This is a genomic window from Corynebacterium sp. TUM25015, assembly GCF_056393505.1.
This window is the reverse complement of record NZ_CM150783.1, coordinates 1,601,774-1,615,299: the sequence shown is the minus strand read 5'-3', so window position 1 is coordinate 1,615,299 and position 13,526 is coordinate 1,601,774. Positions and strand designations below refer to the sequence as shown.

The window sequence follows — 13,526 nt, the reverse complement described above, 5'->3', positions numbered from 1 at the left end:
TATTCGTCTTCCACCCAACCGCTGTACCGGACGCTGTGTCTAGTTAGGTCTAGATAGCTCTAGCTTGCTCTAGCTAGCTCGAGTTAGCTCGAGTTAACTTTGTGCTTGGGCTCGCGCCGACTCATACATGCAAATGGAAGCGGCGGTGGCCAGGTTCAAAGATTCCGCGCGTCCCCGTATGGGGATGGAAACCCGCAGGTCTGCTTCCGCCAGCAATTCCTCCCCGAGTCCGTGCGCTTCATTGCCGAACAGCCACGCAGTTGGTTTGGTGAGGATCTCCCCCGCTTCGTCCAGACTCACTTCCCCGTCGGCGGCAGTAGCAACGATCTGTAGCCCCTGTGCGCGCAACTGGCCAAGGACATCTTTCACATTCGTTGAACGCGCCACAGGGACATGAAACAGCGATCCCGCGGAGGCACGCGCAGCTTTGCACGACTGCGGATCAGCAGTCTCCCCGGCGAACACCACGGCATCCGCACCCATGGCATCGGCCACTCGGATGAGAGTTCCGGCATTGCCGGGGTCGTTCGTTTCCACGGGAACGCTCACCAACCTTGGCTGCGGCGTCAATGCCTTAGCGACAGACCACAAAACCGGCTTACACACGGCGAACAAACCCGTGGTCGTGGCGGTATCAGCCAAATGCTTGGCGGCCTTGTCGTTGATGTAGTGAACGTAGACATTGAGGTATCCGGCGGTACGAATGATCGGCTCGAAACGCTCGGCCGCCGCCATAGTCACAAACACATCCGTGGCGCTGCCGGTAGCAATGGCCGCCTCGACGCTATTCTCCCCTTCCACGAGGAAAACCCCCGCCTTCTTGCGCGCAGCCGCACGGTGAAGCTTGGCTGCGTTAACCACGCTGGGGGTTCGTTCGGTGAAAATTTCCTGTGCATCCTGCAGGCTCATACCCCACAGCTTAGGGCACCTACTCTTCAAAGAGACGTTGGGTTGCCTCTTCCGTCGTGGTCACACCATTTTCTACATGGGTCTTGGTGACGGTTCCGCCTCGGCCCTCCTGACCCAACTCGATGAGGTAGTGACCATCGACGCGGAGCTGACCGTCCTCAACGACCGCAGTCATGGGCTCCCCCCTGGTTGCCCGGCACTCCGCCCATTTTCATGTCCAGGGATCCCAGCGGGAAGGTGGCCTTTGTGCGCCCCTCGTCAACCTCAGCCTTCTCGAGGTCTGCGGTGACCGACATACCACCCTTTCCAGCTGTAAAGCGCCATATTGCATCCAGCGTAAAGTTCAGCCCCGCCACGAATGCGCCACGGTCGTCCGTGTTCATTTCATCGACTCCCGCAAAGTAGTGACGCATGTTGTAGATCTTGTCGGCCGTTTCAAAGACCTGATCCTTTTCTTCATCACTCAATTCCGCGTAGTGCTCCACGGAATCGACTCGCTTCAGCAGGTTCTTCTCTTCGTCGGGCAGCTCGTCTATGGCCTGCACAAGGGAGGAATCCGTAGTGTTTTTCAGACAGTCGTCGATAGCCTTCGCCGCTTGTTCGGCGAAGTCTTCCTTGGACATGTCCGCATAAGAAAGATCTTCGCCCGCGCCATTTTCGTTGGTAGCAACATCCCCTTCGTGCGCTTTCTCAGAGGCTTTCTCGACTGCCTGCTCGGCATCCTCGTTAGTGCTCATATTGCAGGCGGTAACGGATCCGGCGAGCGAAAGGGCCAGCAGCACTGCTGCAGATCGTCGTGTGCACGCATTCATTGGGGGTTATCTCCTCAGGAAACACTGGCGAAACGAAGGGATAGCTTTTACCTCAATCTATCGGGAATCCGTCGGTCAAGAAGTCCCAAATGCGCAAAAGACCCCCACCCTGGAAAAACCAGGATGAGGGTGAACTAAGCCTTCCGGCTAGCTTTTAGGATGCAGCCGGTGCGTTAACGTCCTCCGGCAGGGCAGCCTTAGCGGCCTCACACAGAGCGGTGAAAGCGTCGAAATCGTTGACGGCCAGCTCGGCCAGGTTCTTGCGGTCAACCTCGATCTCAGCCAGGCGCAGGCCCTGGATCAGACGGTTGTAGGTCATACCGTTCTGGCGTGCGCCAGCGTTGATGCGCTGGATCCACAGCTTACGGAATTCGTTCTTGCGAGCCTTGCGGTCGCGGAACTCGTAAGTCTTGGAGTGGAGCATCTGCTCCTTTGCCTTGCGGTACAGGCGGGAGCGCTGACCACGGTAGCCCTTAGCGGACTTCAGTACTTCGCGACGCTTCTTCTTGGCGTTCACTGAGCGCTTGACACGTGCCACGGTGATACTTCCTTTTCTTTAAATTGTGCACGCCTCACAAAAGCACTATTGCAAGTGCAGTCATTACTCGATGAGGCGGTGAGGTGAATGGGGGTGGAAAGGTGGGCTTTCGCTATGCCTTGCCCAGCAGACGCTTCATGCGCTTGACGTCAGCCGGAGCGACGTCCTCGGTACCCTTTAGGCGACGAGTGCGCTTGGAGGGCTTGCCCTCCAGCAGGTGGCGGCGGTTAGCCTGCTCGCGACGCAGCTTGCCAGAGCCGGTGATCTTGATGCGCTTTGCGGCGCCCTTGTGAGTCTTCTGCTTCATTGGTGAAAAACCTCTAACAACTAGTTCTGTTACTACTTCTTGCCCTTGCGGATCGGGCCCAGCACCATGGTCATGTTGCGACCATCCTGCTTCGCACGAGTCTCAACTACGCCGTACTCTTCGACGTCGTTGGCCAGGCGCTCCAGCAGGCGGAACCCGAGTTCCGGTCGAGACTGCTCACGCCCACGGAACATGATCGTTACCTTGACCTTCGAGCCCTTCTCCAGGAAACGAATAACGTTGCCCTTCTTGGTCTCGTAGTCGTGGTCGTCGATCTTCGGACGGAACTTCTGTTCCTTCACCACGGTCTGCTGCTGGTTCTTACGAGCTTCACGAGCCTTCTGGGCCTGCTCGTACTTGAACTTGCCGAAGTCCATGATCTTCGCCACGGGTGGCTTGGCGTTCGGTGCAACCTCTACAAGGTCGAGGTCAGCTTCATAGGCCAGCTTTCGCGCATCGTCTGTCTTGACGATACCGACCTGTTCGCCGCCTGGACCGACGAGTCGGACCTCAGGGACTCGAATACGGTCGTTGATGCGAGCTTCTGCGCTAATGTGAACTCCTCAGTAGCAGTTTGGTTAATGTCTTACCGACCCCTGCAGTACTGAAGATCCCCTGTGTTCCCCCACTATCACAACCACAGAAGCACCAGCGGGAACATATCCACGCTTCCATGCATTGCACTTCCGGATTTTCAGAACCCATCCGTGCCTGTGGCCACGACCCGAGCCCAACCTCTAAGGCGGTCTCTAGGTGGGAGAAGGAACCTCCACTTGCAGCCCGTTTCCAATTCCTTGGAGCAATGCGTTTCAAACAAACTGCCTGAAACAAAATGTCCCAAATGAACGGAACGAGACGGTAGTACCTGGAAGTATAACAAGTAACCAATAGAACACAAAATGCCCTATCCGATCTGATCCCTAGGCACGGGGCTGACCAAAGAAAAGCGACTTTTATGACATGAATGATTCTAAGAACAATCAGGATAGAAGGCACTTGAACGGGTCTAGTTCCGACAATAAACCATCCGATCTGGTGCAGCGCATCGAGGATGTTGCGCAAACGCATGCGAAGGTCCAGGCACAGCTGTTCGCTCTTCTGCGCGAGGTTGCTGTTAATCAGCAGAAGCTAGCGACGCCACAAGCCGCTGCCGCCCCACAACCCAAACATGCCACGCAAGTTCCCTCTCCGCACGCACGGCTCTCCTCCCCGGTACAGCCTCAACGCACACAGCCACCTCAGCGCACGCAGCCACCGCAACAGACCCAACCACCGCAGCGAACACAGCCACCCCAGCAGGTACAGCCACCACGACCTATACCGACGCAGCCGCCCCACCCGACACGTCCGGTGGCGGCAACCCCATCAATGCAATCTCCCCGGCCACAGCAGGGACCTCCTCAGCAGAGCAAGCCGGAGCGTCAGCAACCTCAACGAGGGCAAGCTCAACCGCAGGGGCAACAACCGCAGAGACAACAACCGCACCCTCAACCACGTCCCGCTCCCCAACCGGTTGCTGTCAATAGGCTAAAGCAGTGGTGGGAAAAGGAGGATCTGGTTACTCGCCTGCTAGCGATTATCGGCGGTTCGATCACCGTCGTGGGTCTTACCTTCCTGGCTCTGCTGGCCTATGCTTCTGGCGTTCTAAGCCCAGAAGCCGCCGTCGTCCTCGCTGCTGTCCTCTGTGGAGGCCTGGCACTTGCTTCTACCATGATCCACCGGCGACAGCCGGACGGAGTCGGCGCATCGGCACTGCTTGTCGTTGCCACGCTGGGTGGCTTAGCTGATCTGTGGGTTTCGGTGTTCCAATTGAATTGGTTCGGTGAAGCGCTCGGCAGTGTCCTGACAGTGGTCATATGCGCAGCTGCCTTGGGGCTTGCGTATACGTGGAAGAAGGAGGTTCTGGCGGTCATCATCACCGCCTTTGCCCCACTTTTCATCGTTCCAATAGCCGCCGGCTTCCTTTCGATGTTCCCCGCCGACCAAATGACACAGCGAGAGATCCACAATGGCTACTTCGCGGGTAGCCTCTTGGCTGCCGCTATCTGCGGCTTTGCTGCTCGCTGGGGACGGCCATGGTTCAAGCTACAAATCACCGCGACGATCACATACATGGCCGCGCTGTTCATGAGTGCCCCATTCGTCCTCACAACGTTCCTGCTTGGCGTGGTTGGATTCACCCTGATTGCGATCATCAGCTTCGTACCACCATGGGCTACGCGCCAGCTTCACATCAGTAGTGTCATTGCCGTCGTAGTGGTTCCTGTCCTTATCCTTAGCAGCCACGACTCTTGGGGAAGCATTGCCTTTATCTCGGTGGTAACACTTTTTGCCTACCTCATCGCGCACTTCAACGGAGCCATTTACAAAGTCGACTCCCATTACACAGCAAACGCTCCACTGCCTCCGACCGTGGCTACGTCCTTCCTGTTTTCGATCGCCGCGGGAACGCTGCCGATCATCTTTGTCATCAGCTTCTTCCGTTGGCAAAAACTCTACGCGCTCAGCTATGAAAACCTCGGGGGCGTCCAGCTTCTGAAATACTCGACCGTAGCAATCGCCGTGGCCTTGCTGCTGTACTCCGCTGCAATTGTATGGGGACTGCCGCGGATACATAAGGCCGTGGCCTGGATCTCATTGGTCTGCTCGTTCTTGGTGGTGTTCACCTATGCCCCGCAAAGCTGGGTTGAGGCAGACAACATGCGCATCCCGGACTCCGCGATCGTGCTCGTCACCAGCCTGGCGCTTTCCGTGGCCTTGGCTTACCGGCATAAGTACCTCTTGGATTCGGGTCTACAGGGCATTGCCGGTCGGGAAGCCCCCGGTGCGACGGTCAATCCCGAATTGATTCTTATGTGTATCGGCGGAGTCACACTCGTCTTGGCTTCGTCGGCGGTTCCCGCGGTTGCAATGGCCATCTCGGCTACAAAGCTGTCGTTCATGATCGCCCATGTTTTTATCTCCGTCAGCTGGATGTTGGGTGCGGTATATCTGCTGTACCGCAACAACTCGAAGCTGGGATTGATCCTGGCAATCATCGCCACCGGAAAGCTCGTGTTCTATGACCTCTCCGTTCTGGGTGGATTGGTGCAGGCGCTGGCGTTCCTGATCTGCGGCATGGTACTGCTCATTGCGGCGGTTACGCGCGAAAAGCCGAACAAGAGCAATGGCATTACAAACATCCAAACGAACGCTCAGGTGCCCGCTACGCATATGGAACCCGCGGCCCCGACGGGTTCCCCTGTTCCGCCCCATGCTCAGCAGCCCCAACAGCCCCAGCGTCCGGCACAACCTCAGCAGCCCCAGCAGCCACAGCGTCCGGCACAGCCTCAGCAGCCAAGTCCTGGATCAGAGCATCGGCCGTAGATAACGGCCTGTATGGGAGGCCTCCACCGTTGCAACCTGCTCCGGGGTTCCCTCGGCAACCACCGTGCCGCCACCGGAGCCACCTTCCGGCCCCATGTCCACAATCCAGTCGGCTACCTTAATTACATCAAGGTTGTGTTCAATGATGAGCACGCTGTTGCCCTTGTCCACCAGCCCCTGGATTACCAGCATGAGCTTTCGGATATCCTCGAAATGCAGGCCGGTCGTCGGCTCGTCCAAGATGTACACAGTGCGCCCGTTGGAACGCTTCTGCAGCTCCGCGGCCAGCTTCACGCGCTGCGCCTCACCGCCAGACAAGGTGGTTGCTGCCTGCCCCAGGCGCACATACCCCAGTCCAACATCCACCAGCGTATTCAGGTAGCGCGAAATGGAGGTCACAGGTTCAAAGAACTCCGCAGCCTCAGAGATCGGCATATCCAGCACCTCGGCGATGGACTTGCCCTTGTAGTGGACCTCCAGCGTCTCGCGGTTGTAGCGGGCGCCTTCGCACACTTCGCAGGGTACGTACACGTCGGGCAGGAAGTTCATCTCAATCTTCAGCGTGCCATCGCCATGGCAGGCCTCACAGCGTCCGCCCTTCACGTTGAAGGAGAATCGTCCCGGACCATAGCCGCGGACCTTCGCCTCCGTCGTCTCGGCGAACAGCTTGCGGATCTTGTCGAACACGCCCGTGTACGTGGCCGGGTTGGATCGCGGTGTGCGCCCGATCGGGCTTTGATCCACCTGCACCAACTTGTCGAGGTGCTCCGTGCCCGTGATCTTCTTGTGGTGGCCGGGCACCTGGCGTGCCTTGTTCAGGGTATTGCTCAGCGACTTAGCCAAAATTCCATTAATCAGCGACGACTTACCCGAGCCAGACACTCCCGTCACGACTGTCAGCACACCCAATGGCAGGGTGACATCCACGTTCTGCAGGTTGTTCTCCTGCGCCCCGTGTACCTGCAACACGCGACCCTTGTCTATCTCACGTCGCTTTTCCGGCACCGCGAGGATTCGCTCGCCGGAGAGGTACTGGCCGGTTAGAGACTTCTTTTCTTTAAGGATTCCCTCCGGCTCGCCCTGGTAGACAATCTCGCCGCCGTACTCGCCAGCTCGCGGACCAATATCCACCAGCCAGTCGGCGGTGCGGATCGTATCCTCATCGTGCTCCACCACGATCAAGGTGTTCCCCAGATCCCGCAGATGCTGCAGTGTACGGATCAGACGTTCATTGTCGCGCTGGTGCAAGCCAATCGATGGCTCATCCAGCACGTACAGCACACCCGCCAAGCCCGAACCAATCTGTGTCGCCAAACGGATACGCTGCGCCTCGCCACCAGACAGTGTGCCCGCGGAGCGGGACATCGACAGGTAGTTCAATCCGACGTCCAAAAGGAACTTCAGGCGCGCCTGGATCTCCCGTAGAACTGCCCCGGCGATCATCTCCTCGCGCTTGGTGAGAGACAGGTTGTCCAGGAAACTACTGGCGTCGGCAATAGAAAGATCAGACACCTCGGCGATGGATAGTTCCCGATCCCCCGCAGCGATGGTTACGGCAAGAACCTCCGGCTTCAAGCGAGTGCCCTTACATGTCGGGCATGCAACCTCGCGCATGTAGCTGCGGTAGCGTTCCTTCGACCAGTCGGAATCGGTCTGGTCGAGCTTGCGCTTAAGGAAAGGCATCACGCCTTCGAAAGGCGCGTTGTAGTTGCGGGAGCGACCGTAACGATTGCGATAGCTCACCTTGATCTGAGTCTTGTGGCCATTCAGGAGGGCCTTGCGGTGAGCCGCCGAAAGCTCACTCCACGGAGACTTAGGATCAAAGCCCATCGCCTCGCCCAGCGCAGTCACAAGTTTGGTGAAGTACTTACTGTTCGGACTCGAAGCCCACGGTGCAATCGCGTTAATGACCGGCGCATCCTCGTCCGGAATCACCAGCTTCTCGTCAACCTCCAGGCGCGTGCCCAAGCCGTCGCAGGCGGGGCAGGCACCGTAGGGAGAGTTGAACGAGAACGTGCGCGGTTCGAGCTCTTCTAGCTGCACCGCATGGCCGTTGGGGCACGCCATCTTCTCGGAAAAGCGTCGCACGCGGTTCGGGTCGTCCTCTGGCAGGCCGACGAACTCGAGTGCCACAATGCCGTCGGCCAGCTTCAGCGCAGTCTCGATTGAGTCGGTCAGACGCTGCTTCTGGGAATCCTTAACCTGCAGACGGTCAACCACTACGTCGATGTCGTGCTTTACCTGCTTCTCCAGAGTCGGGGGATCCGACAGCTGGTACACGGCGCCGTCGACGCGCACTCGGGAATAACCCTGTGCGGAAAGATCCTCGAAAAGGTCCACGAATTCGCCCTTGCGGGTACGCACCACGGGCGCAAGTACCTGGAATTTCAGCCCCTGTTCCATCGCGAGGATCTGATCCACGATCTCTTGGGGAGTTTGGCGCTGGATCACCTCGCCGCACTTCGGGCAGTGCGGAGTACCGGTGCGGGCATAAAGCAGTCGCAGGTAGTCGAAGATTTCCGTCACTGTGCCCACTGTCGAACGCGGGTTGCGGTTTGTGGACTTTTGGTCGATGGACACTGCTGGAGACAGCCCCTCGATGAGTTCAACATCGGGCTTGTCCATCCGCCCCAGGAACATGCGCGCATAGGAGCTCAAAGATTCGACGTATCGGCGCTGGCCTTCTGCGAAGATCGTGTCGAAAGCCAGGGAGGATTTACCCGAGCCGGACAGGCCCGTAAACACGATCATCTTGTCGCGTGGCAGGTCGATATCCACGCCCTTGAGGTTGTGTTCGCTGGCTCCACGGACAATCAGCTGATCGGCCACTATTTACTCCTTAATTGTTGAAGCATCAACCCTGCTAGTCTACGCCATCGCCGAGACATCGCTAGTGTGGTGCCATGCAGCAAGTTACTGAATTTAGCCATCTTTCCGCACCGCGGGACGTGCAGGCTTTGAGTTCTGACGCCCATACGTATGCCGTTACCACCGTGGGTTCTATGGACAACAATTGTTGGTTGCTGTGCCGGGACGGCGAAGCGCTGCTGGTGGATGCCGCCGATGATGCAGAACACCTGCTGGACCTGGCCGAACGGCTGGGTGTGCGCATCACCGATGTGCTCACTACTCACCAGCATGCAGACCACACTCGCGCGCTGGCAGACGTCCTAAAGGCGACAGGCGCCCGCCACCACGGGCCGCGCCTGGATGCCGAGGCGCTGCCCGTGGCGCCGGATCGGGTGTACGGAAACGACGAAGGTTCCCGGGAACCACTGGACCTGGCTGGTGCACAGCTGCCGGAGCTCGGCTTGCAGGTAGTCGAGCTCCGGGGCCACACCCCGGGCGGCTTGGCAGTGCTGGATTTGGCCGACGGGCGCGTGCCACGAGCGTGGGTGGGTGACAGTGTTTTCCCCGGTGGCGTCGGAAAAACAAACAATCCCGAGCAATTCCAACAGCTTCTGGGCGACGTGCGCGACAGGATCTTCAACCTCCCGGAGGACACTCGCATTCACCCTGGTCACGGCGACTCCACTACCGTCGGAGCAGAAAAGGGCAAACTTGCAGAATGGGCTGCACGGGGTTGGTAGCAAGCGGTGTACTTCCACTCGGGACGTGGTCACTTCCGGTAACCTGGATGAGTGATCGAGCACGACTAAAATTAGTCAAGGGTCGTGCCACCAACGATTGAGGAGTGTGTAGACCCAAATGTTCCGTACCCTTGCCCGCCCTTTGCTGGCATCCGCTTTTGCCGTCGACGGTGCTCAGATGCTGCTGAACAGCAACGAGTACGCCGAGGACGCAAAGGCCATCAACGGCACCCTGCGTTCCGTTCTGCCGCAGGATAAGGCCGGCCTGATTCCAGACGATGCAGAATCCACCGTTCGCATCGTTGGCACCACCAAGGTTGTAGCTTCTGCCCTGCTGGCAACGGGTAAGGCTCCGCGCCTGGCCGCCGCCACCCTGGCTGCGGTACAGATCCCGACGGCTCTGTCCCGCCACGCATTTTGGAATGCCACCAATGGTGCAGAACGCAAGGAAGAGATCCGTGGCCTGGTTACCGATCTGGCTCTGCTGGGAGGCCTCGTCATCACTTCCGCAGACACCGCTGGAAAGCCGGGTCTGAAGTGGCGCGCACAGCAGGCAATGCCGGGTAAGTCCGAGCAGCAGAAGATGCTGGAGAACGCTCAGACCCAGTCCAAGGCTTTTGCCGCTAACGCTTCCGACCAGGCACAGGGCTTCTTTGCCAAGACGAAGGAAGTTGCCGGTCAGGTGCAGGAGAAGGTTGCCGACTATGTAGACGAGCACCAGGACGAGTGGAAGGAAACCGCCGAGAACCTGCGTGAGCGCGCAGCTGACTTCGGCGACCAGGCTTCCGATTACGCACAGACCGCAGCTGCCAAGGCGCAGGGCGCGTGGGATGACTTCGACTCCGAGGCTCTGAAGAAGGATCTTCAGAAGGCTACTAAGAAGTCGCGCAAGCGTGCGCAGAAGGCACAGAAGCAGGCTCAGAAGCGCGCCAAGAAGGCACAAAAGCGCCTGCAAAAGTAGCCCTTTTCTTTCCTTCTGCCAGTCTCGGTAGTGGGGAAAGAAAAAGAACCCCTGCCCAGGGGTTCTTTTTTTATGCTTGTTTCCTAGAGTTCTGGCTGGGGTTCTGGCCGTGGCGCTTCTAGCGTGGATCGAAGTTCTGCATCAGGAAGTTGGCGATAATGCCGAGCGCTGCACGAGCTCCCGCCACGAACAACAGGCAAAAGAGTATGATTGCTTGCTCTACCCCTTTAGACGCCTGCAATACACCCGCAGACCACCGACCTAGATAGAAGGGAACCCGCAACCACCTTGGCGCCCAATAACGACATCGCCGCCGAGCAGAACTACCTCGACGATCTCCTCTCCCGGGTAGATAACGCCCGCCAGAGACTGGAACAACGCCTCAAGGCCGTCCGCCTTGAAGCCGATATCGACGACCCGCAGGGACTCATGGTTCGCGACCGCGAGGCAAGGGATATTGCCCAACGCCTCGATTCCTATTCCGCTGCAGAAGTTGGTCTGATGTTCGGACGTATCGACGTCGAAGACCCGGAGGCGGAAAATCCCGCGCCTGGAAACGAAAAGCTGGATCGCCGCTATATCGGGCGCATCGGGTTGCACGATGACGACGAGCAGATGCGTACCCTGCTTATGGACTGGCGCGCTCCCCTGGCGCGCCCCTTCTACCTGGCCACCACCCTGCACCCCGACGGGGTACATACGCGACGGCATATCACCACTCGTGGCCGCACAGTACGCAACGTTGCAGACGAACAGCTTTCCAATACGCAAAACCCCGCTGATTCTGCGGGGGCGGGAGCGCGAGGTGGCGTCGCCAAAGAAGAGGCGCTGCTCGACGCAGTCAACAGAGCACGCACCCCATATATGCAGGACATCGTAGAGACGATCGCAGCGGAGCAGGATAAGATCATCCGCGCCGAACACCGCGGAGTAACCGTCGTGCAAGGCGCACCGGGCACTGGCAAGACGGCCGTCGCACTGCACCGCGCGGCATACCTGCTGTACACATGGCGTGAGCAACTAAGCAACACTGGCGTGCTGATCATCGGGCCAAATGACCGCTTCCTTTCCTATATCTCGCAGGTGCTTCCGTCTTTGGGCGAAACCGGCGTGGTGCTCGCGACCCCCGGCACCCTTCTGCCGAACCTAAAAACCGTGCCGGAGACGAACCTGCTGGCGCGCGAAGTGAAAGGCTCGGAGGAAATGCTGACGATCCTTTCCGACGCCATCAAGGCGTATCAAACCGTGCCGGACACCGACATCGAGCTCAGCATCGACGGACTCAACGTGCAGCTGACACCAAAGATGGTGCGCTCAGCCCGCACTCGTGCTCGCCGCAGCCGGAAGCCACACAACCACGCGCGGGCGGCCTTCCTAGACCACGGGCTCAACGCCCTGGCGGAGGCTTTGGGAGAAAACATTGGTGCCGACCCGCTTGGTGGCGCGAACCTGCTGGGTAAGGGGGACATTGCCACCCTGCGTGAGGAGCTCGGCGCAGACCCTGCGATCGTGGACGCGCTGGGGCAATTCTGGCCTGAACTGCACCCCATCGAGGTCTTAGAGCGGCTCTATGCAAACCCCGCGGCTATCGCCGTCGACTATGACGAGGACACTTGGCGCGGTCTTTCCGCTCATCCCAGCGGTGAATGGACGGACGCCGACGCGCCGCTCATTGACGAACTCATCGACTTGCTCGGCTATGTTTCCGACGAGGAGTCCGCGGCCGAGGAACGTGAAAAATGGCTGGAGAAGATCGCGGAGGCGCAGGAGGCTCTCGACATCCTTACCGGCTCGGCCAGCCAAGACCTCGACGATGGCTTCGCCCCCGAGGTGCTGATGGCCTACGACGTCATCGACGCGGAAACGCTCGCCGCCCGTCAGCGAGTACGCGATCAGCGCACTACTGCCGAACGCGCTGCAGCTGATAGTCGTTGGGCCTTCGGACATGTGATCGTGGACGAAGCCCAGGAGCTAAGCCACATGGCCTGGAGGATGGTTTTCCGCCGCTCGCCGAACAAGTGGATGACGTTGGTCGGTGACCCAGCGCAGACGGGCAACCCCGGTGGGGTGGATAGCTGGTCGGAGGCACTCTCGCCCTTCGTGGCCGACCGTTGGCAACTGCACCAGTTGACGGTGAACTATCGCACACCGAAAGACATTGCGGATCTTGCCGCACCTCTGTTGCAGCAGATCGATCCCGCCCAACCTGCCCCCGTAGCGCTGCGAGAGTCCGGCACGGGCGTGCGCTATGTAGTTCCCACGGATGAGATGCCACGGTCGGAGGGAGTGCGGGAGGCCATCGCGCAAGCCCGTGAACTGACGGGCGAAGAGGGACAGATCGGTGTCATTGCCGCTGCCCCGGACGCCTTGCGGTCGGCGATAGCCGAGCTGTTAGAGGCCACCGGCGCGGAAGTGGTGCTGGTCGATACAGCATCTGCGAAAGGGCTGGAATTCGACGAGGTTGTGCTGATCGAGCCGGCAGACATTGTGGAAGCTTCCCCCCAAGGGCTCAACGATCTCTACGTAGCAATGACCCGTGCCACTCAGGGGCTTACAGTCGTACACACGCGCCCGTTGCCGTGGCGCTAGATTAAAGGCCTAGTCTTTCATCCCTACGGTGTGAACGATCATCACGTCGCATTCCGCCTGGCGCGCAGCGTCGGCAGGCACGCTTCCCAGTAGTCGGCCTGTCAGGGAATTGATCCCGCGGTTACCGACCACGAGCAGATCTGCTCCCTCGCTCTTCACGATGCTCATCAAAGCCTCGACCGGGTCGCCTTCCTTCAGCACCGCACGGATCTTTGCCGCCCCTGCGTCCTCAGCTTCTTTTCGTGCGGACGCCAACACCTCAGACGCAGACATTTCACCTTCCACAGCGGTGGTCTGCTTTGCCGCGGTATCCGCATGCTCCCCCACATACGCGCTGGCCAGAACAAGCTCTGCATTCATTGCTGCGGCCACGCCTGCGGCACGTCGCACTGCTAGAAAAGAAGATTCTGACCCATCGGTTCCGACCACGACTGTGTTGTACATAACCCCAATC

General features: G+C 59.1%; 13 protein-coding genes. 4 read left to right on the top strand and 9 right to left on the bottom strand.

Annotation, left to right across the window (positions count from 1 at the left end):
- Positions 1-93: 93 nt before the first annotated feature.
- The 7 genes from AC06DS_RS07315 to AC06DS_RS07285 form a co-directional block, all read right to left on the bottom strand.
- Positions 94-909, bottom strand: a complete 816-nt coding sequence (locus AC06DS_RS07315) for a TrmH family RNA methyltransferase (RefSeq protein ID WP_477100376.1) — start codon at positions 907-909, stop codon at positions 94-96.
- A 19-nt stretch (positions 910-928) separates the two neighbouring features.
- On the bottom strand, positions 929-1,084 hold the full coding sequence (locus tag AC06DS_RS07310) for a hypothetical protein (RefSeq protein ID WP_477100375.1): 156 nt from the start codon (positions 1,082-1,084) through the stop codon (positions 929-931).
- A complete protein-coding gene (locus AC06DS_RS07305; protein WP_477100374.1) occupies positions 1,068-1,721 on the bottom strand; it encodes a hypothetical protein in 654 nt (217 codons plus the stop codon). Before AC06DS_RS07305 ends, AC06DS_RS07310 begins: the two co-directional genes overlap by 17 nt.
- Before the next feature lie 154 nt (positions 1,722-1,875).
- Complete coding sequence (gene rplT / locus AC06DS_RS07300) at positions 1,876-2,259, bottom strand: 50S ribosomal protein L20 (protein WP_011273437.1); 384 nt, start codon at positions 2,257-2,259, stop codon at positions 1,876-1,878.
- A 112-nt stretch (positions 2,260-2,371) separates the two neighbouring features.
- Entirely contained in the window at positions 2,372-2,566 is a 195-nt protein-coding gene (gene rpmI / locus AC06DS_RS07295) for a 50S ribosomal protein L35 (RefSeq protein ID WP_269955193.1), read from the bottom strand.
- Between the two features lie 32 nt (positions 2,567-2,598).
- Positions 2,599-3,120, bottom strand: a complete 522-nt coding sequence (infC, locus tag AC06DS_RS07290) for a translation initiation factor IF-3 (RefSeq protein ID WP_080716109.1) — start codon at positions 3,118-3,120, stop codon at positions 2,599-2,601.
- 761 nt (positions 3,121-3,881) lie between these two features.
- On the bottom strand, positions 3,882-4,061 hold the full coding sequence (locus AC06DS_RS07285) for a hypothetical protein (RefSeq protein ID WP_477100373.1): 180 nt from the start codon (positions 4,059-4,061) through the stop codon (positions 3,882-3,884).
- 104 nt (positions 4,062-4,165) lie between these two features.
- Between AC06DS_RS07285 and AC06DS_RS07280 the strand changes: the two genes are divergently transcribed.
- Positions 4,166-5,932, top strand: coding sequence for a hypothetical protein (locus AC06DS_RS07280; protein WP_477100372.1), 1,767 nt, complete (start codon positions 4,166-4,168; stop codon positions 5,930-5,932).
- Here the strand turns inward: AC06DS_RS07280 and uvrA are convergent.
- Positions 5,915-8,761, bottom strand: coding sequence for an excinuclease ABC subunit UvrA (uvrA, locus tag AC06DS_RS07275; protein WP_477100371.1), 2,847 nt, complete (start codon positions 8,759-8,761; stop codon positions 5,915-5,917). The genes AC06DS_RS07280 and uvrA overlap by 18 nt on opposite strands.
- Before the next feature lie 74 nt (positions 8,762-8,835).
- Here uvrA and AC06DS_RS07270 point away from each other — a divergent pair, with 74 nt between their 5' ends.
- From AC06DS_RS07270 to AC06DS_RS07260, 3 genes are all read left to right on the top strand, one after another.
- A complete protein-coding gene (locus AC06DS_RS07270) occupies positions 8,836-9,522 on the top strand; it encodes an MBL fold metallo-hydrolase (RefSeq protein ID WP_477100370.1) in 687 nt (228 codons plus the stop codon).
- Positions 9,523-9,640: 118 nt separating this feature from the next.
- Positions 9,641-10,483 carry a DoxX family protein gene (locus AC06DS_RS07265; RefSeq protein ID WP_293791977.1) on the top strand — a complete coding sequence of 281 codons (843 nt, stop codon included), beginning with the start codon at positions 9,641-9,643 and terminating at the stop codon, positions 10,481-10,483.
- Between the two features lie 288 nt (positions 10,484-10,771).
- On the top strand, positions 10,772-13,072 hold the full coding sequence (locus tag AC06DS_RS07260) for a HelD family protein (protein WP_477100369.1): 2,301 nt from the start codon (positions 10,772-10,774) through the stop codon (positions 13,070-13,072).
- Between the two features lie 9 nt (positions 13,073-13,081).
- On the opposite strand, the gene AC06DS_RS07255 is transcribed toward AC06DS_RS07260, so the two are convergent.
- A complete protein-coding gene (locus AC06DS_RS07255) occupies positions 13,082-13,516 on the bottom strand; it encodes a universal stress protein (RefSeq protein WP_293791982.1) in 435 nt (144 codons plus the stop codon).
- Between the last annotated feature and the right edge of the window lie 10 nt (positions 13,517-13,526).